The 23929-nt window shown below is 67.9% G+C and carries 19 protein-coding genes; 14 read left to right on the top strand and 5 right to left on the bottom strand.

Translation table 11 applies throughout. The features are described from left to right. Positions 1 to 38 precede the first annotated feature (38 nt). The 3 genes from AC5RWD_RS07210 to AC5RWD_RS07200 form a co-directional block, all read right to left on the bottom strand. Positions 39 to 4031: a Pls/PosA family non-ribosomal peptide synthetase gene (locus AC5RWD_RS07210; RefSeq protein WP_494019490.1), complete on the bottom strand. Its 3993-nt coding sequence runs from the start codon at positions 4029 to 4031 to the stop codon at positions 39 to 41. Between the two features lie 124 nt (positions 4032 to 4155). Then, on the bottom strand, positions 4156 to 5121 hold the full coding sequence (locus AC5RWD_RS07205) for a quinone oxidoreductase family protein (RefSeq protein WP_494019366.1): 966 nt from the start codon (positions 5119 to 5121) through the stop codon (positions 4156 to 4158). A gap of 108 nt (positions 5122 to 5229) precedes the next feature. After that, complete coding sequence (locus AC5RWD_RS07200) at positions 5230 to 6336, bottom strand: fatty acid desaturase family protein (RefSeq protein ID WP_494019365.1); 1107 nt, start codon at positions 6334 to 6336, stop codon at positions 5230 to 5232. A 177-nt stretch (positions 6337 to 6513) separates the two neighbouring features. Here AC5RWD_RS07200 and argC point away from each other — a divergent pair, with 177 nt between their 5' ends. From argC to AC5RWD_RS07155, 9 genes are all read left to right on the top strand, one after another. Beyond that, the gene (gene argC, locus AC5RWD_RS07195) at positions 6514 to 7545 is read left to right on the top strand and encodes an N-acetyl-gamma-glutamyl-phosphate reductase (protein WP_494019364.1); all 1032 of its coding nucleotides are present in this window, start codon (positions 6514 to 6516) and stop codon (positions 7543 to 7545) included. After that, complete coding sequence (argJ, locus tag AC5RWD_RS07190; RefSeq protein WP_494019363.1) at positions 7542 to 8708, top strand: bifunctional glutamate N-acetyltransferase/amino-acid acetyltransferase ArgJ; 1167 nt, start codon at positions 7542 to 7544, stop codon at positions 8706 to 8708. Before argC ends, argJ begins: the two co-directional genes overlap by 4 nt. Positions 8709 to 8738: 30 nt before the next feature. Further along, a complete protein-coding gene (gene argB, locus AC5RWD_RS07185) occupies positions 8739 to 9698 on the top strand; it encodes an acetylglutamate kinase (protein WP_494019362.1) in 960 nt (319 codons plus the stop codon). 65 nt (positions 9699 to 9763) lie between these two features. Next, positions 9764 to 10981 carry an acetylornithine transaminase gene (locus tag AC5RWD_RS07180; RefSeq protein WP_494019489.1) on the top strand — a complete coding sequence of 406 codons (1218 nt, stop codon included), beginning with the start codon at positions 9764 to 9766 and terminating at the stop codon, positions 10979 to 10981. Beyond that, complete coding sequence (gene argF, locus AC5RWD_RS07175) at positions 10978 to 11985, top strand: ornithine carbamoyltransferase (protein WP_494019361.1); 1008 nt, start codon at positions 10978 to 10980, stop codon at positions 11983 to 11985. Before AC5RWD_RS07180 ends, argF begins: the two co-directional genes overlap by 4 nt. Beyond that, positions 11985 to 12515, top strand: a complete 531-nt coding sequence (locus AC5RWD_RS07170; RefSeq protein ID WP_494019360.1) for an arginine repressor — start codon at positions 11985 to 11987, stop codon at positions 12513 to 12515. Before argF ends, AC5RWD_RS07170 begins: the two co-directional genes overlap by 1 nt. Before the next feature lie 62 nt (positions 12516 to 12577). Beyond that, a complete protein-coding gene (locus AC5RWD_RS07165; protein WP_494019359.1) occupies positions 12578 to 13783 on the top strand; it encodes an argininosuccinate synthase in 1206 nt (401 codons plus the stop codon). 6 nt (positions 13784 to 13789) lie between these two features. Beyond that, positions 13790 to 15229, top strand: coding sequence for an argininosuccinate lyase (gene argH / locus AC5RWD_RS07160; RefSeq protein ID WP_494019358.1), 1440 nt, complete (start codon positions 13790 to 13792; stop codon positions 15227 to 15229). A gap of 103 nt (positions 15230 to 15332) precedes the next feature. Continuing rightward, positions 15333 to 16097 (top strand): maleylpyruvate isomerase family mycothiol-dependent enzyme, encoded by a 765-nt coding sequence (locus AC5RWD_RS07155; RefSeq protein ID WP_494019357.1) that lies wholly within the window; start codon positions 15333 to 15335, stop codon positions 16095 to 16097. 62 nt (positions 16098 to 16159) lie between these two features. Here AC5RWD_RS07155 and AC5RWD_RS07150 read toward each other — a convergent pair whose 3' ends face one another. Both AC5RWD_RS07150 and AC5RWD_RS07145 read right to left on the bottom strand, forming a co-directional pair. Continuing rightward, a complete protein-coding gene (locus tag AC5RWD_RS07150) occupies positions 16160 to 16669 on the bottom strand; it encodes a methylated-DNA--[protein]-cysteine S-methyltransferase (RefSeq protein ID WP_494019356.1) in 510 nt (169 codons plus the stop codon). Positions 16670 to 16682: 13 nt separating this feature from the next. Beyond that, positions 16683 to 18320 carry a DNA-3-methyladenine glycosylase 2 family protein gene (locus tag AC5RWD_RS07145; protein WP_494019355.1) on the bottom strand — a complete coding sequence of 546 codons (1638 nt, stop codon included), beginning with the start codon at positions 18318 to 18320 and terminating at the stop codon, positions 16683 to 16685. 113 nt (positions 18321 to 18433) lie between these two features. Between AC5RWD_RS07145 and AC5RWD_RS07140 the strand changes: the two genes are divergently transcribed. The 5 genes from AC5RWD_RS07140 (at position 18434) to AC5RWD_RS07120 (ending at position 23678) form a co-directional block, all read left to right on the top strand. Further along, the gene (locus AC5RWD_RS07140) at positions 18434 to 19072 is read left to right on the top strand and encodes a DNA-3-methyladenine glycosylase (RefSeq protein WP_494019354.1); all 639 of its coding nucleotides are present in this window, start codon (positions 18434 to 18436) and stop codon (positions 19070 to 19072) included. Between the two features lie 9 nt (positions 19073 to 19081). Next, positions 19082 to 19639 carry an adenine phosphoribosyltransferase gene (locus AC5RWD_RS07135; protein ID WP_190605529.1) on the top strand — a complete coding sequence of 186 codons (558 nt, stop codon included), beginning with the start codon at positions 19082 to 19084 and terminating at the stop codon, positions 19637 to 19639. A 172-nt stretch (positions 19640 to 19811) separates the two neighbouring features. Beyond that, positions 19812 to 22040 carry a HelD family protein gene (locus AC5RWD_RS07130; protein ID WP_494019353.1) on the top strand — a complete coding sequence of 743 codons (2229 nt, stop codon included), beginning with the start codon at positions 19812 to 19814 and terminating at the stop codon, positions 22038 to 22040. Between the two features lie 92 nt (positions 22041 to 22132). After that, positions 22133 to 23446: a tyrosine--tRNA ligase gene (gene tyrS / locus AC5RWD_RS07125; protein WP_494019352.1), complete on the top strand. Its 1314-nt coding sequence runs from the start codon at positions 22133 to 22135 to the stop codon at positions 23444 to 23446. Positions 23447 to 23510: 64 nt separating this feature from the next. After that, positions 23511 to 23678 (top strand): hypothetical protein, encoded by a 168-nt coding sequence (locus AC5RWD_RS07120; RefSeq protein ID WP_494019351.1) that lies wholly within the window; start codon positions 23511 to 23513, stop codon positions 23676 to 23678. The last annotated feature ends 251 nt before the right edge of the window (positions 23679 to 23929 follow it).

Genomic DNA, 23929 nt, shown 5'->3' with positions numbered 1-23929 from the left:
GGCCGCCGCCGGCGGTGTTGTTCATTGCCAGGCGGCCCTCATTTTAGTCGGGGCGCGGGCACGGCGGGCCCGGTCCACGGGCTGACCGGATTGCCCATCCAGTACGTCCCGGCCGGAACGGTCTCGCCGCGCATCACCAGGGACGCCGGACCAACGGTCCCGCCCCTGCCAATCCTCGCCTGCGGCAGAATCACGCCGTGCGGGCCCATCGTCGCCCCGTCTTCGAGACTAACAGTGTCGATGCTCATGATGCGGTCGTGGAAGAGGTGGGTCTGGACAACGCAGCCGCGGTTGACCGTGGAGCTGGCGCCGAGGGTCACGAGGTCCGCCTCGGGAAGCCAGTAACTTTCACACCATGTACCCCGGCCGATTTTGGCACCGAGGGCACGCAGCCACCAGACGAGGGCCGGGGTACCGCTGGCGGACCGGGCGAACCACGGGGCGCTCACCATTTCGATGAAGGTGTCCACCACCTCGTTGCGCCAGATGAAGGAGCTCCACAATGGGTGTTCGCCGGATTTGATCCTGCCCACGAGCAACCACTTGGCCGCAACGGAGCAGGCCGCCGCCACGCCGCCCGCGAGCAGGAGGACCACGCCTCCGAGTGCTGCTGCCGCACCGTAGCCGAGGGCGGTGGCGAGCCAGTCGAAGACGAGCAGCACGCCAAGGGCCAGGCCCACCGTCAGGGCCACCGGCACGAACCGGCACAGTTCCCAGAGGCTCCTGGCCACCTTGAGCCTGGCCGGGGGCTGGAAGGTGCGGGTGCTGTCCGATGCCACCGCCGTGCGCCGCAGCCTGACCGGAGGGCTGCCCAGCCAGGACGTGCCTGACTTGGCCTTGCCCGGCGTCGCTGAGAGGACCGCGACCAGGGAGTTCTTTGGCACGCTGCGCCCGGCCGCGGTCATCCCGGAGTTGCCAAGGAACGAGCGCTTTCCGATTTTCGCGGGCGCAATCCGCATCCATCCTCCGCCGAGCTCGTACGAAGCCACCATGGTGTCGTCGGCGAGGAAAGCACCTTCGCCGACAGTGGTCATGCGCGGCAGCAGCAGGACGGTGGAGGCCTCGACGTTCTTGCCGACCTTCGCCCCCAGCAGCCTCAGCCAGACCGGCGTGAAGAGGCTCGCGTATATCGGGAACAGGAGGTCCCGCGCCATGTCCAGCACCCGCTCAGTGGCCCAGACCTGCCAGCCGACGCGGCTGCGGACCCGGTAGTAGCCCTCCTTCAGGCCGAGGCCCAGCAGCCTGGTGGTGACGAGGATCAGCAGCAGATTGGTGAGGAACCAAGTCAAAGCGGCGAGCGGAATCGATGCCAGCACCTGCGGCCAGGCACTGAGCAGCGAGTCGTTGCCCCGGATGAACAGGAAGACCACCAGGGCCGCGGCCACGGCCGAAGCGTAGGGAATCAGGGCGAGGACAGCGGACGCGGCAGCAAAGGCCGTGAACCAGAGGCGCCCCAGCAGGGAACCGACCGGCTGGCCGGCGGGCCAGTCCTGCTTCGCCTTGCCCCGCCGTTCCGCCGGTGAGCCTGCCACCACCTGGCCGGCCTTGACCTTGCCCAGCACGGCCGAGCCCGGTTCCACCCTGCCGCGGGCGCCAATGCTGGCCCCGGGCATCAGGGTGCTCCGGGCTCCCACGGTGGCTTCCGCCCCGACGTGGACGTGGCCGATGCGGACGATGTCACCGTCGATCCACCAGCCGGACAGATCCACCTCGGGTTCGATGTTGCAGCCGCGGCCCAAGGTGAGGAAGCCGGTCACCGGGGGAAGGGAGTGCAGATGGATGTTGCTTCCGATCTTGGCGCCCAGAGCCCTGGCGTAATAAGGCACCCAAGGTGCGCTGGCGAGGCTGACGGCACCGGCAAGGTCCTGGATCTGTTCGGCCAGCCAAAGCCGCAGGTGCACCCTACCGGCGCGCGGGTAGGTCCCCGGCTGCACGTTGCGAAGCAGGAGGCGGGCGGCGGCCACGGAGATGACCATCCGTCCGGGCGGGCTGACGAAGACCAGCCAGGACGCGGCCACCCACCACCACGATACGGTGGGTGCCGCTGTAAACCCGGCAAACATGAACAGGACGTTGTTGGCGGCCATCAGATAGGTCAGCCAGCGCATGCCCGCCAGAATGTGCAGCGGTATGCCCATGAGCGTCTGGAACACCTGCGACTTCAGCGCCGTGGGGCGAACCGGCCGTTCCGGGGCCGGGACGGCGGAGACACCGCCCGGCAGGGACTGGCGGGCTGTCTCAATCAGCGCGCCGATGCGCGGGGTGGCGTAGATGTCGGCCACGGTGATGGTGGGGTAGCGGACCCGGAGCGCGGAGACGAGTTGGGCCGCGGCCAGCGAGCCGCCGCCGTGGGCAAAGAAGTCCGCATCGAGGCCGGCGACAGTGCTGCCCAGGACAGCCTGCCACTGGTCAACGATCCACTGGGCATCCTCGGGCAGGTTCAGCGGCGCGGCGTCCGCGGTGGCCGCGCCGGCACCCTGCAGGGGCCATGGCAGCGCATGCCGGTCGACTTTCCCGCTGGTCTTGGTGGGCAGTGTGTCGACGACGGTCAGCATCGGGATGAGCGGAGCGGGCAGCGTGGCGGACAGCAGTTCACGGTACGCGGCCAGGTCGAGGGAAGGGCGGTCGAGTGGGGCATGGTCCGGTGCGGAGTCCGACCCGCCGGCGGGAGCCAGGTAGCCCACGAGCACCTGGTTGCCGGCCGCCGTCGTGCGAACTGCAGCGGCCGCCCCCGCAACGCCCGGGAGCGACTGCAGGGCAGCGTCGATCTCGCCGAGTTCGATCCGGCGGCCGCCAAGCTTGACCTGTTCGTCGGCGCGTCCCATGAAGATCAGTCCGGCGCGCTCGAAACGGACCAGGTCGCCGGAGCGGTAGGCGCGCCCCCACCCCAGCGAGGGCATGGGGGCATATTTCTCTGCATCCTTCAGCGGATCGAGGTAGCGGGCCAGCCCGACGCCGCCGATGATGAGCTCGCCGACCTCGCCCTCGGCCACCGGGACGCCGTCGGAGTCGACCACGGCCAGGTCCCAGCCGTCCAGCGGAAGCCCAATCCTGACCGGGCCGGTACCGCCCAGGGGAGCAGCGCAGGCCACGACCGTTGCCTCCGTGGGTCCGTAGGTGTTCCACACCTCGCGGCCGTCCACGGCCAGGCGCTCGGCCAGCTCCGGCGGGCAGGCCTCGCCGCCGAAGATCAGCAGCCGGACGTTCTCCAAGGCCTCTGCCGGCCACAGCGCCGCAAGGGTGGGAACGGTGGAGACCACCGTGATGCCGTGATTGATCAGCCACGGCCCCAGGTCCATGCCGGTGCGGACCAGTGCCCGCGGGGCGGGCACGAGGCAGGCGCCATGGCGCCAGGCCAGCCACATCTCTTCGCAGGACGCGTCGAAGGCGACCGAAAGTCCTGCGAGGACACGGTCATGCGGCCCCACCGGATCATCCTGCAGGAAGATGCGGGCTTCCGCGTCCACGAATGCGGCCGACGAGCGGTGCTGCACCGCCACGCCCTTGGGTGTCCCGGTAGAACCGGACGTGAAGATGACCCAGGCATCGTCGTCGGGGGCGGCCGGGCGGGGATCCGGGAAGGGGACGGGCCGCCTGCGGTCCGTGACGATCTCGCCGTTGGCCCGCAGGATTCCGGCCACCCGTGCCTCACCGAACACCAGTTTGGCCCGTTCGTCCGGATCATCAGCGTCCACGGGCACGTAGGCGGCGCCGATCAGCAGGATGGCAAGAATGGTGATGTAGAGCTCGTTCGTGCCCGAGGGAATCCGCACCCCGATTTTGTCTCCCGCTCCCAGGCCCGCCTGGTGGAGCCGCCGGCCCTCGGCCTTGACCTCTGCCAGGAGCTGGGCGTAGCTCAGGGAGCGGCGGCCGTCGTCGAGCGCCGATGCATCCGGGAAACGTGCGGCGGTCTCGGTGAGGATGTCCACCAGGCTCCGCTCCGGCGGGGCGGCCGCAGCGCCCGGCAGCTGCGCGGGATACACCTCTGCCGCCGCCGGTCCACCGGCGGCGGAGGGTGCAGTCGTGTCCAGGGTCTTCGGGAGCGGCTCAATCACGGCTGGATTCTCCCTCAGCAAGATGAACGGAAGATGACATCGTTTCCCCTGAGTTAATCTGCCACCGCATTGTCACAGGACCGCACCGCTGCAGGCCAGGCTACGGGACCAGCAGGACCTTGCCCGTGGTGCGCCGGCCTTCGAGGTCTTCGTGAGCCCGGCGTGCCTCGGCCAGCGGGTAGGTGGCGCCGATGCGGACGTTGAGGCTGCCATCGGCCGCGGCCCCAAAGATTTCCGTGGAGCGCCAGAGCCGTTCCTGCGGGTTGCCGAGGAAGTGGGCGAGCGACGGGCGCGTGAGGGTCAGTGAGCCGCCGGCATTGAGCCGCTGCGGGTCAACCGGCGGAACGGGACCGGACGCTGCACCGAACAGCACCAGCGAACCCCTGGTGCGCAGGCTGGCAAGCGAGCCGTCGAACGTGTCCTTCCCGACGCCGTCGTACACCACATTCACGCCGGCACCGTGAGTCAGCTCCCGGACGGCGTCGGTGAAGCCGTCGTAGCGCAGCACCTCGTCGGCGCCTGCACCGCGGGCCAGGGATTCCTTCTCGTCCGTGGACACGGTGGTGATGACGCGGGCGCCGCGGGCCTTCAGGAGCTGGATCAGCAGCAGGCCCACCCCGCCGGAGCCTGCGTGCAGCAGCACGTTGTGCCCGGGCTCAACGCGGAACGAGGAGTTGATGAGGTAATGGGCCGTCATGCCCTGGAGGGGGAGTGCCGCGGCTGTTTGGTCGTCCACGCCGTCCGGCACGGGCAGGGCCTTCGCGGCGTCCAGCACGATGTACCCGGCGTAGCAGCCGGCACCTTCAGCCGTTGCCACGCGGCTTCCGACGGCGTAGTCCTCCACGCCTTCACCGACTTCCTCGACGACGCCGGCAGCCTCCGATCCCGGCGTGAAGGGATACTGCACCTTATAGGTACCGCTGCGCTGGTAGGTTTCAATGAAATTGACGCCCGTTGCCGCTACTTTCACCAGCAGCTGGCCTGGTCCGGGGACCGGGCGGTCGATCTGCGTGAATTCCAGAACGTCCGGTCCACCCGGCTGCCGGGCGACGATGGCGTGCGTCATGGAAACTCTCCTTATCCGGGCCGGGACCTCCGGCACCCTTCCTCACCCCATCCTAGGGACAACCCGTCCCAGGGAAGGTGCCCGGGCGAGCCAAGCCGGGGCGGCAGGCTAGTAGCGCCGGGTGACCGTGGCCATGGGGCACTCGAAGTGGCGTCCCGCAGCGAGCCCCACATCATTGAGGTACCGGACGATGATCCCGAACGACGCCACCAGGGTGGTCTCCGTCAAAGGGATCCCCTGTGAGTCGCAGTGCTGGCGCACAATCGCAGTCGCCTTGTGGAGGTGGGGCCGGGCCATGTTGGGGAAGAGGTGGTGCTCCACCTGGCGGTTCAGGCCGCCGAGCAGGATATCCATAAACCGGCCGCCGGAAATGTTGCGTGATGTCAGAACCTGGCGGCTGAGGAAGTCAACGCGGCTGTCTGCCGGAAGGACCGGCATGCCTTTGTGGTTGGGCGCAAAGGACGCACCCATGTAGAAGCCAAAGACAGCGAGCTGCACGCCGATGAAGGCGGCAGCCATGCCCAGCGGCAGGAATGAAAACGCCAGCACAGGAAGGATGCTGAGGCGGGTCAGCAGGATCGGAAGTTCCACCCAGCGGTGCGTGACCTTGGCGCGCCCGAAGATGAAGCGCACCGAATCTATCTGCAGGCCGAGGCCCACAAGGAACAGCAGCGGGAAGAACAGCCAGCCCTGCTTTCGCGTCAGCCGGGCCAGCCGGCCCTGCCGTTTGGCGGCGTCTTCGGTGTGGAACACGATGGCGCCGGGTGCGATGTCGGGGTCCTTGGATATGACGTTCGGGTGGTTGTGGTGTGCCCCGTGTTTCTGCTCCCACCACGAGTAGCTGACGCCGGCGACGGATGTGGCCAGTAGCCGTGCGGACCAGTCGTTGGCCCGCCGGGAGGCGAATATCTGCCGGTGGCCCGCCTCATGGGCCAGAAAGCTCAGCTGCGTGCACAGGATGCCGAGCGCCGCGGCGATGAGGAGCTGGAACCAGCTCTGGCCGATCAGCGCAAAACCAAACCACGCCGCTGCCATGAGTACAGCCAGCGTGGCGAAGACGGTGATGTAAAAGCCCTGGCGCCGCTCCAGGAGTCCGGCTGCACGCACGGACTTGAGCAGATCGGAATAACTCTGCGTTACAGGGTTCGCCTTCTGGACTCTGCTTGCTTGGCGAATACGCGGTTGGGGGCGCTCGGAAGTGATAGTGGGGGCCATGTACTGCGTGCCTCGTAACAATAACGGGCGACGCTGCGGCCGACATTCGGCGCGCGCGGTCAGGATCACCCTCTACCAAGCATACTCCCCGCCGCGTCACGCGATCTCCGGGCGGGCGCGGGGGAGTCATGCATAAATATCGGGACCTATGCATACTCTTGCTGTATAGTCGGTTACATGACTATTTCTGTTGCCGTTTCCGGCGCCAGCGGCTATGCCGGCGGCGAAGTACTCCGCCTCTTGGCCGGCCATCCGGACGTCACTATCGGAGCCATCACGGCACACAGCAACGCCGGTTCCAGACTAGGCGAACTGCAGCCGCATCTCCATGGCCTGGCGAGCAGGATTCTCGAGGACACCAGCGTGGAAAACCTGTCCGGGCACGACGTCGTGTTCCTCGCACTCCCGCACGGGGCGTCCGCCGAGATCGCGGCAAAGCTCCCCGAGGGCACCGTGGTGATCGACGCCGGCGCGGACCACCGCCTTGAGGACGCCACCGCGTGGGAAAAGTTCTATGGCTCGGACCACGCCGGGACGTGGCCTTACGGCCTGCCTGAGCTGCCGGGCCAGCGCGAGAAACTCAAGGGCGCCAACCGGATCGCCGTCCCGGGCTGCTATCCGACGTCGGCGCTGCTCGCCCTCACGCCCGGTTTTGCGGGCGGCCTGCTCGAGGGGAACGACGTCGTCATCGTCTCCGCCTCCGGGACCTCCGGTGCCGGAAAAGCAGCAAAAGTGAACCTCATCGGCGCGGAGGTCATGGGGTCCATGAGCCCCTATGGCGTGGGCGGCGGCCACCGGCACACGCCGGAAATCGAGCAGGGCCTGTCCAACGCCTCCGGCGAGCCGGTGACGGTTTCCTTCACGCCCACCCTGGCGCCCATGAGCCGCGGCATCCTCACCACCGCCACTGCACGGGTCAAGCCCGGCGTCGGCGCCGAGGAGCTTCGCCATGCCTGGGCCGAGGCGTATGACGACGAGCCGTTCGTCCACCTGCTGCCCGAAGGCCAGTGGCCCACCACCAAGTCCGTGCTGGGCTCCAACCATGCCGCCATGCAGCTGGCGTTCGACCAGCACGTCGGGCGCGTCATTGTCACCTGCGCCATCGACAACCTGACGAAAGGCACCGCCGGTGGAGCGGTGCAGTCCATGAACATTGCCCTTGGCCTGCCGGAAACCGCCGGCCTTAACTTGCAGGGAGTTGCCCCGTGACAGTTACCGCTCCCAAGGGATTCCGTGCCTCCGGTGTCACCGCCGGACTCAAGGCCTCAGGAAACCCGGACCTCGCCCTCGTGGTCAACGACGGACCTTCCAAGGCGGCAGCCGCGGTCTTCACCTCCAACCGGGTGGCGGCAGCCCCCGTCCACTGGTCGCGGCAGGTGGTCTCGGACGGCCGCGTCGACGCCGTGATCCTCAACTCCGGCGGCGCCAACGCCTGCACCGGACCGCAGGGCTTCCAGAACACGCACACCACGGCGGAGAAGACGGCCGAGGCGCTGGGCCTGTCCGCCACCGACGTCTTTGTCTGTTCCACCGGCCTCATCGGTGAGCAGCTGCCCATGGACAAGATCGTTCCCGGCATCGACGCCGCGGCCGCCGCCCTGAGCGCCGACGGCGGTCCCGAAGCGGCCGCTGCCATCATGACCACCGACACGGTGCCCAAGCAGGCGGTCTTCACCGGCACCGACGCCGAGGGCAATGAATTCACCATCGGCGGCATCGCCAAGGGCGCCGGCATGCTGGCGCCAGGGCTGGCCACCATGCTGGTGGTAATCACCACCGATGCCGACGTCCAGCCCGAACTGCTGGACCTCGCTCTCCGCGACGCCACGCGCGTCACCTTTGACCGCGCGGACTCTGACGGCTGCATGTCCACCAACGACACCGTGGTGCTGCTTGCCTCGGGCGCTTCCAAAGCCGTCCCCTCCGACGGGATCTTCGGCCAGGGCCTCACCCAGGTCTGCGCCGAACTGGCCCGCAAGCTGATCGGCGACGCCGAGGGCGCAAGCCACGACATCGCCGTCCGCACCTTCAACGCCGCGAGTGAGCGCGACGCGGAAACCGTCAGCCGCGCCGTGGCCCGCTCCAACCTCTTCAAGGCCGCCATCTTCGGCAAGGACCCCAACTGGGGCCGGGTGCTCTCCGCCGTGGGAACCACCGACGCCGTGTTCGAACCGGACCAGCTCAACGTGTCCATGAACGGGATCCAGATCTGCCAGAACGGCGGCATCGGCCAGGACCGCAAGCTCGTGGACCTGGAACCCCGCGAGGTGCTCGTGGAGATCGACCTGCAGGCCGGCGGTGCGGAAGCCACCATCTGGACCAACGACCTCACGCACGACTACGTCCACGAGAACAGCGCCTACTCAAGCTAGATCCGCCAGCAACCCTGGAGAACCAGCCGCATGAACACCCAGACCCGCGAGTCAACGTCCATGAGTGATGCCCAAGACAAGGCCGGCACCCTCATCGAAGCCCTGCCGTGGATCCAGCGCTTTGCCGGAACCACCATGGTGATCAAATACGGCGGCAACGCCATGGTCAACGACGATCTGCGCCGCGCCTTCGCCGAGGACGTCGTGTTCCTCCACCACGTGGGCATCCACCCCGTGGTGGTGCACGGCGGCGGCCCGCAGATCAACTCGATGCTCGGAAGGCTCGGCATCGAGTCGGAATTCAAGGGAGGCCTGCGCGTCACCACGCCCGAGGCGATGGACGTGGTACGCATGGTCCTCACCGGACAGGTGGGCCGTGAACTGGTGGGCCTGATCAACTCGCACGGGCCCTACGCCGTCGGCATGTCCGGCGAAGATGGCGGGCTCTTGCGCGCCGTCCGCACCGGCACAGTAGTTGACGGCGAGGAGGTGGACCTCGGTCTTGTGGGCGAGGTGGTCGGAGTGGACCCGGCGGGCATCGTGGACATTCTCGACGCCGGCCGGATCCCGGTGATCTCCACGGTCGCCCCGGAGATTACCGACGCCGGTGAAGGGGTGGCGGGTACCGCTCGCTTCCAGCCCACCGGCCAGGTCCTGAACGTCAATGCGGACACCGCGGCGGCGGCCGTGGCCTCCGCGCTGGGCGCCTCGAAGCTGGTCATCCTGACCGACGTGGAGGGCCTCTACGCGAACTGGCCGGACAAATCGTCGCTCATTTCTTCCCTGACGGCCTCCGAACTGCGGGACATGCTGCCCCGGCTCGAATCAGGCATGATTCCCAAGATGGCCGCCTGCCTCAAGGCCATCGACGAGGGTGTGGAACGGGCGCACATTGTGGACGGCCGGCTGCCGCACTCGATGCTTCTTGAAACTTTCACCACGGCCGGCATTGGCACGCAGGTTGTCCCAGACGAGGAAGTGAACGCATAGTGAGCAGCACTGAACTGAGCCATTCCGCAGAAGGCGCCGCCGCCGCGGAGGTCGCCCCAACCACCATCGTCCCCAGCAGCAGCGGCGCCGACTGGCTGGCGCGCTACTCGTCGTCGCTGATGGGTGTCTTCGGCACCCCCCAGCGGGTGCTGGTCCGCGGCGCGGGCTGCCTCGTCTGGGACGCGGACGGCAAGGAGTACCTGGACCTTCTGGGCGGCATCGCCGTTAACGCGCTGGGCCACGCCCACCCGTTCGTGACCTCGGTGATCTCCAGCCAGCTGGCCACGCTGGGGCACGTCTCCAACTTCTTCACCAGCCCCACGCAGATCGCCCTGGCCGAGAAGCTCCTGGAGCTCAGTGCAGCGCCGGCCGGCTCCAAGGTGTTCTTCACCAACTCCGGCACCGAGGCCAACGAGGCCGCCTTCAAGCTGGCCCGCCGGAACTCCGGCACCGAAGGCGGCAAGCCCCGCACCCGGATCATCGCGCTCGAAGGCGCATTCCACGGCCGGACCATGGGCGCACTCGCGCTCACGGCCAAGGAGGCCTACCGCACTCCGTTCGAGCCGGTGCCCGGCGGCGTGGAACACATTCCGTTCGGGGACATCGAGGCCCTGCGCAACGCGGTGGACGACACCGTGGCGGCCGTCTTCCTGGAACCGATCCAGGGCGAGGCGGGTGTCCGGCCCCTGCCGGCGGGCTACCTGAAGGCGGCCCGCGAGGTCACCGCCGAGGCCGGTGCCCTGCTGATCCTCGATGAGGTGCAGACCGGCATCGCCCGCACGGGCAAGTGGCTGGCCAGCGAGGACGCCGGGATCGTGCCCGACGCCGTCACCCTCGCCAAGGGCCTTGGCGGCGGTTTCCCGATCGGCGCGCTCGTCACGTTTGGGGAGAAGACGTCGTCGCTGCTCTCCGCGGGGCAGCACGGCAGCACCTTCGGCGGGAACCCGGTGGCCACCGCTGCGGCTCTGGCCACGCTGCACGCCATCGAAAGCCAGCACGTGCTGGACAACGTCCGCGTGGTGGGTGAGCATGTCCGGCAGGCGCTGGCCGCCGTCGACGGCGTTACCGAAGTGCGCGGCGAGGGACTGCTGATCGGCTTCGACCTGGATGCCGACGTCGCCCCTGCCGCCGTGACCGCTGCCCTGGACGCCGGCTTCATCATCAACAGCCCTGGCCCCCGCACCATCCGTCTGGCCCCGCCGCTGATCCTGACCACCGAGCAGGCGGACCGTTTCCTGGCCGCCCTTCCGGCCATCCTGAAGACTGCAAAGGACGCACAGTGACTTCCACCGGCACCATCCGCCACTTCCTCAAGGACACGGACCTCAGCCCTGCCGAGCAGGCTGAAGTCCTGGAACTCGCGGGACGCATGAAGGCGGCGCCGTACAGCGTCCAGCCGTTCGCCGCCGAAGGCAGCGGCCGCAAGACCGTTGCGGTGATCTTCGACAAGACCTCCACCCGGACCCGGGTCTCCTTTGCCACCGGCGTTGCGGACATGGGTGGCAATGCCCTGATCATCAACCCGGGCGAGGCGCAGATCGGCCACAAGGAATCCGTCGAGGACACCGCCAAGGTCCTCGAGCGCATGGTTTCCACCATCGTGTGGCGGACCGGCGCGCACTCCGGCCTCGTCGCCATGGCTGAGAACTCCAAGGTTCCGGTCATCAACGCCCTGTGCGACGACTACCACCCGTGCCAGCTGCTGGCCGACCTGCTTACCGTCAAGGAGCACAAGGGCGAACTCAAGGGCCTCACCATGGCCTACCTCGGCGATGCCGCCAACAACATGGCCAACTCCTACCTGCTGGCCGGCGTCACGGCCGGCATGCACGTCCGCATCGCCGGTCCCGAGGGCTACCTGCCCGCGGCCGGCATCGTGGCGGCCGCCCAGGAACGTGCGGCCGAGACCGGCGGGTCCGTGCTCATCACGACCGACGCGGCGGAGGCACTGAAGGGGGCCGACGTCGTCGCCACCGACACCTGGGTCTCGATGGGCCAGGAAGCCGAAAAGGAAGCACGGCTGCAGCTGTTCCGTGAATACTCCGTGGACGAGGCCGCCCTGGCGCAGGCCGCCGCGGACGCCGTCGTGCTGCATTGCCTTCCCGCCTACCGCGGTTACGAAATCTCGGCCGGCGTCATTGACGGCCCGCAGTCGATCGTGTGGGACGAGGCCGAAAACCGGCTGCACGCGCAGAAGGGGCTCATGGCCTGGCTCATGCACCGGTCCGGGCTGGCATTCGTCGACGGGCTTTCTCCCGTTGAGGGCACCGGGGAGAGCACGTTCTAGTGTCCACCAACCCGGCGGCCCCCGGCGCGAGCCCGGCCACCAAGACCGCCCGCCAGGCGCGGATCACCGCGATCCTGACCGGCGAATCGGTGCGTTCCCAGGCCGAGCTGGCGGCATTGCTCGCGGACGACGGCGTGCAGGTCACCCAGGCCACGCTGTCGCGTGACCTTGTGGAGCTTGGTGCCGTCCGCGTCCGGGGCAAGGAAGGCGTGCTGGTATACGCCGTTCCCGGTGAAGGCGGGGAGCGGGCAGCCAAGAGCGGGGTCAGCCAGGAAATCCTGGATGCCAGGCTGGCGCGGCTGTGCGGGGAACTCCTGGTCACGGCCGAGGCATCGGCCAACCTCGTGGTGCTCCGGACCCCGCCGGGCGCAGCGAACTTCCTCGCCCTCGCTATCGACCATTCCGTGATGCCCTCGGTCCTGGGCACCATCGCCGGGGACGATACCGTGCTGCTCGTCGCCCGGGATCCGCTGGGCGGGCCGGAACTGGCCGCCCGGTTCCTGCAGCTCGCCGAGGAAGCCGGCCAGTAGAGCGCGGCCGCCACCTTCAAGACAAAACAAACAACAGAAACAACAACTAAGGAGCAAATTCCGTGACTGAGCGTATTGTTCTGGCCTACTCAGGTGGCCTGGATACTTCCGTAGCCATCGGCTGGATCGGTGAAGCCACCGGCGCCGAGGTCATCGCCGTGGCGGTCGACGTCGGACAGGGCGGCGAATCGCTGGAGACCATCCGCCAGCGGGCCCTGGGCTGCGGCGCCGTCGAGGCCTACGTGGCGGACGCGAGCGACGAGTTCGCCAACGAATACTGCGTGCCCACGCTGAAGGCCAACGCCCTCTACCAGGGCCACTACCCCCTGGTCTCCGCCATCTCCCGCCCGGTCATCGTCAAGCACCTGGTCAAGGCGGCCCGCGAATTCGGCGCCACCACCGTGGCCCACGGCTGCACCGGCAAGGGCAACGACCAGGTCCGCTTCGAAGTCGGCATCCAGACCCTCGGACCGGACCTGAAGTGCATCGCGCCCGTCCGCGACCTCGCGCTGACCCGCGACAAGGCCATCGCCTTCGCCGAGGAAAAGGGCCTGCCCATCGAGACCACCAAGAAGAACCCGTACTCGATCGACCAGAACGTCTGGGGACGCGCCGTCGAAACCGGCTACCTCGAGGACATCTGGAACGCCCCCACCAAGGACATCTACGACTACACCGCCACGCCGGAATTCCCGCCGGCACCGGACGAGGTCACCATCTCGTTCGAAGCAGGCGTTCCGGTAGCGATCGACGGCGTGAAGATCACCCCGCTGCAGGCCATCAAGGAACTGAACCGCCGTGCCGGTGCCCAGGGCGTGGGCCGCATCGACGTCGTCGAGGACCGCCTCGTGGGTATCAAGTCCCGCGAAATCTACGAAGCACCGGGCGCCATGGCGCTCATCACCGCCCACAAGCACCTCGAGGACATCACCATCGAGCGCGAGCAGGCCCGCTTCAAGGCCACCGTTGGCCAGCGCTGGGCCGAACTGGTGTACGACGGCCAGTGGTTCTCCCCGCTGAAGCGTTCCCTGGACGCCTTCATCGAGGACACCCAGAAGTACGTCTCCGGCGACATCCGCATGGTGCTGCACGGCGGCCAGGCGATCGTTAACGGACGCCGCTCCGAGACCTCGCTTTATGACTTCGAGCTCGCCACCTACGACACAGGCGACACGTTCGACCAGTCCATGGCCCGCGGCTTCATCGAGCTGTGGGGCATGTCCGCCAAGGTTGCCTCCGGCCGCGACATCCGCGTCGCAGGAAAGTAAGAATCGGTGGTTGAGCCTGTCGAAACCTCGAAGACCGAAGCGACAAATACGGGTGCGCTGTGGGGCGGCCGGTTCGCCGGCGGCCCCGCGGACGCCCTTGCGGCGCTGAGCAAGTCCACGCACTTTGACTGGCGGCTGGCCCGCTACGACATCGCCGGTTCCAAGGCGCACGCCCGCGTGCTGCACAAGGCCGGGCTGCTTGATGCCGCCGAGCTCGAAGGCATGCTCGGAGCCCTGGACCAGTTGGATGTGGACGTCGCCTCGGGCGCCTACCTGCCGGCGGAATCTGACGAGGACGTGCACGGCTCGCTGGAGCGCGGCCTGATCGAGCGGGCCGGCACCCAGCTCGGCGGCAAGCTCCGCGCCGGCCGGTCCCGCAACGACCAGGTGGCTACCCTGGGCCGCATGTTCTTGCGCGACCACGCCCGGATCATCGCCCGCGGCGTGCTCGCCACGATCGACGCGCTGGTGGAGCAGGCCAAGGTCCACCCCGGCGTGGCCATGCCGGGGCGTACGCACCTGCAGCACGCGCAGCCTGTCCTGCTCAGCCACCACCTCCTGGCCCACGCCTGGGCGCTGCTGCGCGACGTGCAGCGGCTGCAGGACTGGGACAAGCGCGCGGGCGTTTCGCCGTACGGTTCAGGTGCCCTCGCCGGCTCATCACTGGGCCTTGACCCGGAAGCAGTAGCCGCGGACCTGGGCTTCTTCTCCGCCGTCCACAACTCGATCGACGGCACCGCGGCCCGCGATGTCTTTGCCGAGTTCGGCTGGGTGGCCGCCATGATCGGCGTCGACCTGTCCCGGATCTCGGAGGAAGTCATCTTCTGGGCCACCAAGGAGTTCTCCTTCGTCACGCTGCACGATTCCTACTCCACGGGATCGTCCATCATGCCGCAGAAGAAGAACCCGGACGTGGCCGAACTGGCCCGAGGCAAGGCCGGCCGGCTGATTGGCAACCTTACCGGCCTGCTGGCCACGCTCAAGGGACTGCCGCTCGCGTACAACCGCGACCTGCAGGAGGACAAGGAACCGGTGTTCGACGCCGCCGACACGCTGGAGCTGCTGCTCCCGGCCGTGTCCGGCATGATCGCCACCCTGAAGTTCAACACCGAACGGATGGAATCGCTCGCCCCGCAGGGCTTCGCACTGGCCACGGACATCGCCGAATGGTTGGTCCGACAGGGCGTGCCCTTCCGCGAGGCGCACGAACTGTCCGGCGCGGCCGTGAAGCAGGCCGAAAGCCGCGGCGTGGAGCTGTGGGACCTGACGGACGCGGAGTATGCAGCCATTTCGGAGCATCTCACCCCCGAGGTCCGCAGCGTCCTCAGCACGGAAGGCTCGCTCAACAGCCGGAACTCGCAGGGCGGCACGGCACCGGCCGCCGTCGAACGCCAGCTTGCCGCGCTCGAAGGCGAGCTCAACGGCGTCCGCGAGTACGCGGGGTAGCAGTCGCTAACCACCCGAGTTGGCGTTTCGCGGCAGTGTTTTTCGCAAACACTGCCGTGAAGTGCCAACTCGCGGCGCTTAAGCTGTCCGATAGCATGGCGGCATGACCGCGATCACACCTGACACTTTGCTCGCCGAACTCCACAAAGCAGCCGACGCCGTTTCCTCCATGGCGGCCAAACTCACCGAGGCTGACGTCCCGGCTCCCTCGTCCCTCCCGGGCTGGACCCGCGGGCATGTCCTCGCGCACATCACAGGCATTTCCAACGGGATGGCCCGGCAGCTCGAATATGCCGCGCGCGGGGAGACGGTGGAACTGTACGACGGCGGCTATGACGGCCGCACGAAGGCTATCGAAATGAGCGCCGGGCATGCCCTGGAACAGCACCGCGCCGATCTGGACGCAGCGCTGGAGCGGGCTCTGCGCGCCTTCGATTCGCTGGAGCCTGATGCTGGTTCCGATACGGGTTCCGGCGCCGGCAGCTGGCGTGCACCGATCTCCTATCGCGGGGGAGCGGTGCTGGACGGCGGCCTGGCGCTCTGGCGCGAGCTGGTGATCCATGCCGCCGACCTCAACACCGGCCGCGGCCCGGAAACCTGGAGCAGGCTGTTCTGCGAGCACCTGTTCACCTTCCTGGCCGAGCGCGTGCCCGGCGACCAGAAGCTGGTGCTGCAGCCGCTTGGCCTGCCGCCGGTGACGATCGGCGCCGGCGGCCGTTCCACGGTGGTCAGCGGGATGGTAACCGACATCGCCGCCTGGCTCGCCGGACGGGAACCGTCGCTTGGCAGCCTGCGCGCCTCGGCGGCCGCTGACGGCGTGGACCTGCCGGAACTGCTGCCCTGGCCTTCCGGGGTTCCGGCGAAATAGCGCCCCAACCCAGGGCAGCTCTCTTTAACCCAGGGCAGCGCCCTAACCCAGGGCACAGCGGCTTAGCCCGCTGCGAGCCCCTGCCTTTCCCGGGCCAGCAGGCTTTCCTTGATCCGCAGGCCCCAGCGGAAGCCGCCCATGGTGCCGTCCGTACGGACCACGCGGTGGCACGGAACGAACAGCGCCGCCGCGTTGAAGGCACAGGCGCTGGCGGCGGCCCGGACTGCCTTGGCGTTGCCGGACAGCTCCGCGTATTCGGTGTAAGTGACCGGCGCCCCCGGCCTGACGGTGCGGAGCACGTCCCAGGCGTGGACGCGGAACGGGCCTGATTTCTGCAGGACCGGCACGCTCATCGCGGGGGCCGGGTCGCCGGTGTAGAAGGACTCGACGGCGGCTGATATCGGGCCGAGGTGCTCCACTGCTTCGTAGGAGTCCGGCAGCAGCTCGGGATGGATCTGGCCCGTAAGGTCCTTGGGGTCCGCCGTCCAGCCTGAGGCGAGCACCACGCCGTCGCGGGCGATGATCGTGAACGGCCCGTCCGGCGTCGTCATGGTGAGCAGTTGGGCTTTCATTGCACAGTCACTTTCATTGCGCTGTCGCTTTCGTTGTCGGCGCCCTGAGGGCGGTGGAAGTTTTGGACCCGGACGTCCTGGAGGCGGCCGCGGCCGCCCGCCAGAGATGCATGGTGGCGTACGAACGCCACGGGCTGACTTCGCGGAAGTCCGGGGACGGGAAATGCGACGGCGGCAAGTCCGGCGCCGGCAAGTCCGACGGCGGTGCGGTGCCACTTCCGGCATTTCCGGCAGTTCCGCCGGGCAGCGCCCGGATTCCGTTGCGCACCGCGGCGTCGTTGGCGAGGAAGACATCAGGCGCGCCGATGACCCGCATGGCAACATATCCCACGGTCCACGGCCCCACGCCGGGCAGCGGCAGCAGCTTGGCGGAAAGGCTGGCCAGGTCGTCCCCGTAGCCAAGGTCCAGCTTGTTTTCAGCCAGTGCCATGGCTACCGCCAGCAGCGACTCTATCCTGCGCCTCGGGCCGCGCAGCAGTTCCCCGCCGGCTCCGGCGATCTCCGCCGGCGACGGGAACAGCCGGGAAAGCCCGTCGCCCGCGGCCGCACTGGGGCTGCCGGCCTCGGCCAGTTGCGTGAGGGCCGTGCGCGCGGCGGCCACCGTGATCTGCTGCCCGACCATGGCACGGACCAGCAGTTCCTGCGGATCCAGGGCACCCGGCAGGCGGATGCCCGGCGCCGCCGCTACGGACGCCGAAAGCCGGGGGTCGGCGCCAAGCGCACCATCGATGGCAACGGGATCGGCGTCGAGGTCGAAAAGCCGGCGGACCCTGCTTAACAGGGCTGGCAGGTCCCGGAGGTCCACGGCGCCGATGGTGAGCACCAGCGGCCGCCGGTGCGGCCCGCCGTCGTTCGCCGCCCTGCGAACCAATCCTGTGCCGCCCTCTTCGGTGCCGTTGCCTGCGCCAGTGTATTCCACGCTGAACCGCGCGTCTCCGTGCGGCAGCCTCAGTGTCCGGGCGTAGGACGTTGCGGTTCCGGCCTCGATCCCCGGAATGGCGCGGACGGCGAGGAAACTGAATACGCCGGGGTCGAACGGCTCCCTGTAGGGCAGGGCCAGCGTGAGCGAGGTGCTCGCAGGGGCCGATTGATGGTGCCGGACGGTGCTGCGCAAGGCCGTCGGCGTCATGTCGAACACCTCGGCCACGGTCTCATTGAACTGGCGGACGCTGCTGAACCCGGCAGCGAAGGCGACGTCCGCAAACTTCATCCCCGTGGACACCAGCAGTGTGCGCGCGGTCTGGGCCCTGCTGGCCCGGGCCAGGGACAGGGGACCGGCGCCGAGTTCATGGCTGAGGATGCGGTTCAGCTGACGGGACGAATAGCCCAGCCTCGAGGCGAGCCCCTCGACGCCGTCGCGGTTGATCACGCCGTCGTTGATCAGCCGCATGGCACGGCCGGCAATATCCGACCGGAGGTTCCAGGCCGGAGTGCCAGGCACGGCCTCGGGCAGGCAGCGCTTGCACGCGCGGTAGCCGGCCTCGTGGGCGGCGGCGGAGGTCTCATAGAAGGTGACATTCTCCGCCTTGGGCGTCCTCGCCGGGCATGAGGGCCGGCAGTAAATCCCCGTGGTCCGCACCGCCGTGTAGAACTGCCCGTCGAACCGGGTGTCCCGCGCGTCGATGGCGCGGTAGCGCTGCCAGAAGTCCATGCCTCCATCCTGCCAGCCGCCAGAAGCCTGTGCTAGCGGAAATCGGACATGGCCGTGGGGCGGCTTCGGCGTGCATCAGGCACGGGCAACAGGCGCTTCGGTAAAGTCGGGGGATGACCTCCAGCGGCCCGGTGCGGCAGTTCCTGTCCGGCGATGCCCGGGAAATAGCACCGCTGCTCCTGGGCGCCGTCCTGACCCATGACAGCGGGGAAGGTTCCGTTGCCGTCCGGATCACAGAGCTCGAGGCCTACATGGGTCCCGTTGATTCGCTGCACCCTGACCCCGGTTCCCACACCTACCGCGGCCCAACCCGCAGGAACGCCCCCATGTTCGGTCCGGCCGGCCACCTCTACGTCTACTTCACGTATGGCATGCACTACTGCGCCAACATCGTCTGCGGCCCGGCCGGCCACGCCTCGGCCGTTCTGCTGCGCGCCGGCGAAATCGTCGAGGGCCAGGAACTGGCCCTGACTCGGCGGCCGACGTCGAAAGCCACCAAGGACCTGGCCAGCGGACCCGCCCGGCTGGCCACTGCGCTGGGACTGACCACCGAGGACAGCGGGCGGGACGCCCTGGGCCCTCCGTTTGGCCTGGTTTTGCCGCCGTCGCCCGCCGCCCATGTCAGCTCGGGGCCGCGGGTCGGCGTCGCCGGGCATGGCGGCACGCACGACTATCCATGGCGGTTCTGGCTCACGGGCGACCCCACCGTGTCCCGTTACAAGGCTGCGAAAGCGCGTCCGCCGCGGGCGTAGGCTGGACGGGTGAACCACAGCGAACAAGCCCCTGCCCGCAGGCCCGTCCCCGTGGACGAACTCATCACCAGCCTCTGCGCGACCGTGCCTGACTACCCCAAGCCCGGCATCACCTTCAAGGACCTAACCCCCGTCTTCGCCGACGGCCCAGCGTTCCGGGCAGTCGTTGACGCGCTCGTGGAACCGTTCAAGGGGCAGTTCGACGCCGTGGCAGGAGTCGAGGCGCGGGGCTTCCTGCTCGCCGCCGCGGCAGCCTACGCCACCGGCACCGGTGTGGTGACAGTGCGCAAGGCCGGGAAGCTGCCGCGGGAGGTTTACGCCGAGGATTACGCCCTGGAATACGGCAACGCCACCCTGGAACTCCACACCACCGACCTGGCCCGCGGCAGCCGGGTGCTGATCCTCGACGACGTCCTCGCCACCGGCGGCACCCTCGGGGCAGCCGCCCGCCTGTTTGAACGCTGCGGTGTTCACGTCTCGGGCGTGGGCGTGGTGATGGAACTCGGCGAGCTGCGCGGCCGCTCGGCGCTTGCCGGGCACCGGGTGCGGTCGCTGCTGCGCCTCTGATATCCCGGTCCTTGGGCGTGTGGCGCTCCGGCCCACCCCGCCCTGACCAGCGGGCTTGTCGGTGAGCGGCGGAGTCCCACTGTCAGATAACCTGCTTTAAGCAGCTCAACAGCCGCCACGTAAGCCGAAAAGGTTATAGAATGGACGGTCTGTCTTTTGCGATAGGGGAACGATGCTCGACGCCGATTTGGCCCACGAACGGGACTATGTAGCCGGTCTGTACACCCGGCTTGATGAATTGCGCGAGGAAAAGCGCGCCCAGCTGGCCCAGGTGCGCCGTGCGGGAGCAGTCGGCACCATGCAGAACGTCTCTGAACGCGACGCGTTCGCGGCCCTGTACGAGGACCGCCTCGCCCAGCTCGACGCCGTCGACGACCGCCTGGTGTTCGGCCGGCTGGACCTGGATTCCGGTGAGGCGCAGTACATCGGCCGCATCGGGCTCACCACCGAGGACCTCGTCCGGCTCATGGTCGACTGGCGCGCGCCGGAGGCCGGCCACTTCTACCAGGCCACAGCCTTTGACCGGCAGGGCGTGCGCCGGCGCCGGCACCTGATCCTGCAGGGCCGCGAGGTCAAGGCCATCGAGGACGACGTCCTGGATGCCGACATGCTCTCCGACGCCGACTCGCTGCAGGGGGAGGGAGCTCTCCTTGCCGCGCTGAACTCCAAGCGCACGGGCCGGATGTCGGACATCGTGGGCACCATCCAGTCCGAGCAGGACCGCATTATCCGGTCTTCCATCTCCGGCGCCCTTGTGGTCCAGGGCGGGCCGGGCACCGGCAAGACCGCCGTCGCACTGCACCGCGCCGCCTATCTGCTGTATACCCACCGCGACCGGCTCAAGTCCGCCGGTGTGCTGCTGGTGGGCCCGTCGTCGTCGTTCATGAAATACATCGAACGAGTCCTGCCGTCGCTGGGTGAGACCGGCGTGGTCATGGCGAGCCTCGGCAGGCTCATGCCGGGCATCAATGCCGTGCCGGAGCAGGAGGCGGACGTCGCCGCCATCAAGGGCCGGCTGGACATGGCCGAGGTCATCGCCAATGCCGTGGCCAACCGGCAGCGCATTCCGGCCGAAAACCGGATCCTGGAAGTAGACGGCCGCAAACTGACCCTCACGCCCCGCCAGGTCCGGCGCGCACGCGAACGCGCACGCTCCACCGGCAAGCCGCACAACGAGGCCCGTGTTACGTTCGTCAAGATCCTGCTCCGCGAGCTGACCGAGCAGCTGACCGAGCTGGTCGAAGCCGGGAACATCGGCAACAATGCCGACCGCTCGTACCTCGCCGAGGACGTGCGGTCTGCCCGCGATGTGCGCATCGCGCTCAACCTGTGCTGGATGCCCATGACGCCCGAGAAGCTGGTGGGCGAACTCCTCAGCAAGCCCGCGCTCCTCGAAGCCTGCACCCCCGGGTTCACCGCCAGGGAACGTGAGCTCCTTCTGCGGGCCCCCGATGCGCCGTGGACCGAGGCCGACGTACCGCTGCTCGACGAAGCCGCGGAGCTTCTCGGTGAACTGGATCCCGCGGCCGGCCGCGGACTCGCCCAGCAGGAGCAGGACCGCGCCCGCGCGCTGGCCAACGCCCGGCAGACCCTGGTCAACATGGAGTCGGCAGGCGTTGATGTCCTCATGTCTGCCGAGGAACTTGTTGAACAGAACGAGGAACGCGAGGCCCGCCTGACGGCCGCCGAGCGAGCCACCAGCGACCGCACCTGGGCGTTCGGCCACATCGTCGTCGACGAGGCACAGGAACTGTCGCCCATGCAGTGGCGGCTTCTGGTCCGCCGCTGCCCGCTGAAATCCTTCACGATCGTGGGGGATATCGCCCAGACCAGTTCCGTGGCCGGCGCGAAGTCCTGGCAGGGGGCCCTCGCCCCGATGTTCGGCGACCGCTGGCAGCTGGAGGAGCTTACGGTGAACTACCGCACGCCGTCGCAAATCGCCGAAGCGGCGGCGCGGATGGCCAACGCGGCCGGACTCGTAGTATCGGCCCCGAAGGCCGTCCGGGAAGGCCGCTGGTCGCCGATTATCGACCGCGTGGAGCCGTCGGGCATAGTGAGCCGGCTGGTGGAGGTTCTCCCGGATGAGCTCCAGGCGCTCGACGGCGGCCTGCTCGCCGTGATTGCCGACGGCGACCTGCTGCGGGAAGCCACTGCCGCGCTGCGCGCGGAGTACGGCTCCCGGCTGGGCACGGGTGCCGGCAGCTATGAACAGGACGTGGTGGTCATCAGCCCGCGGGAGGCCAAGGGGCTTGAGTTCGACGGCGTCGTGGTCCTGGAACCGAGCGCCATGCTGAACCACGAGCACGGCAGGGTGGGCGATCTGTACGTCGCCATGACCCGCCCCACCCAGCGGCTGCGGCTGATCGCGGCCGCGGACGTTCCGGCGGGCATTGAGCGTTAAGGTTTCCGGGCAGGCCCGGCCGTCCGTGGCCCGGCCTGCCTGCTGCCCTTCACGGGGGCCGGCGCGGCGCTGATCCTGCTAACTTAGAAGGCGTGTCACAACTAAACGACCTCGAATCCCAGCAGAACGACCCCAGCTTCGCCAACATCTGGCAGGAGCTGAAATGGCGCGGCCTTGTCCACGTATCCACCGACGAGGTGGAACTGGAAAAGCTGCTCGCCGGGGAACCGGTCACTTATTACTGCGGATTCGACCCCACGGCGCCGAGCCTCCACCTGGGAAACCTGGTCCAGCTCCTCCTCATGAGGCGGCTCCAGCTGGCCGGCCACAAGCCCCTGGGCCTCGTGGGCGGCTCCACCGGGCTGATCGGCGATCCGCGTCCGACGGCGGAACGCACCCTGAACACCAAGGACACCGTTTCGGAGTGGGTCGGCTACCTTCAGGCCCAGGTCCGCCGCTTCCTCAGCTTCGACGGCGCCAACGCGGCCCGGATGGTCAACAACCTTGACTGGACCGCACCGCTAAGCGCGATCGACTTCCTTCGCGAGGTCGGCAAGCACTTCCGCGTGGGCACGATGCTCCGCAAGGACGCCGTGGCCTCACGCCTCAACTCCGAGGAAGGCATCAGCTACACGGAGTTCAGCTACCAGATCCTGCAGGGCATGGACTACCTCCAGCTCTACCGCGACTACGGCTGTGTCCTGCAGACCGGCGGATCCGACCAGTGGGGCAACCTCACCAGCGGCACCGAGCTCATCCGCAAGGTGGAGGGCAAGACGGTCCACGCACTGGGCACTCCGCTCATCACCAACGCTGACGGCACCAAATTCGGCAAGAGCGAGGGCAACGCCATCTGGCTGGATTCCGCCATGGTCAGCCCCTACACCTTCTACCAGTTCTGGCTGAATACCGCCGACGCGGATGTGGTGGACCGGCTCAAGGTGTTCACCTTCCTCACCCGGGCCGAGATCGAGGACATTGCCGTGTCGGTCGCCGAGCGTCCCTTCGCCCGCGAGGGCCAGCGGAAGCTCGCCTACGAGGTGACGGCACTGGTCCACGGTGCCGAAGCCACCGAAAAAGTCATTGCCGCTTCCGCAGCTGTTTTCGGCAACGGCGACCTGTCAGTCCTCGACGAGCAGACGCTTGCCGCGGCAACTGCGGAATTGCCCTCCGCTTCCGTGGACGGCACGGGCCTCGGCATCATCGACCTGCTTGTTGCGTCGGGGCTGTCGGAGAGCAAGTCCGCCGCACGCCGTGTGGTCGGCGAGGGCGGCGCCTATGTCAACAACGCCAAAGTCACGGACCCGGATGCGGTGATCCCGGCGTCCCAGCTGCTGCACGGCAAGTACCTGCTGCTCCGCCGGGGCAAGAAGAACCTGGCCACCGTCCAGGTGTCAGGCGCCTAGCACCGGAACAGGCAAAATGCACGCTCCTCCGCAGCCGATTTGCACGGCCGCGGGGGAGCGTGTAATGTCTTCTGAGTCGCCGCCGCTGAGCGGTGACAAACCCCCTCCACTGAGAAGCAATTCTTCAACTCAAAGCATGAATGAAGAAAAGCTTCCGATTGTGCTGGGCGGATTCATTTCGCGAAGTGAATACCGGGTGATTAACCCGGATTTGCAAAGTGAAAATGAATGAAATAAGCTGGAAACATCGCAGCGAAGAAAGCGAAATAAGAATTCCGTTTATGAAACCGGAATTGTTTCGGAAGTATTCGAATGTGTCTGTTGTTTGAGAACTCAATAGTGTGCCAAGTTTGTTGATACCGGTTTTTTATTAAATTGGTTGAATTTGCCGGGCTGCCCACCCCCGTGGTGCGGCCTGGTGTTTTTAGCTGGTTTCAAATTTTGTGCAGCCTTCGTTCCTGTTATTTCCGGGGGTGTTGGTTG

Source organism: Arthrobacter sp. CMU6 (assembly GCF_059090205.1).
This window is presented reverse-complemented; position numbering and strand designations above follow the sequence as displayed.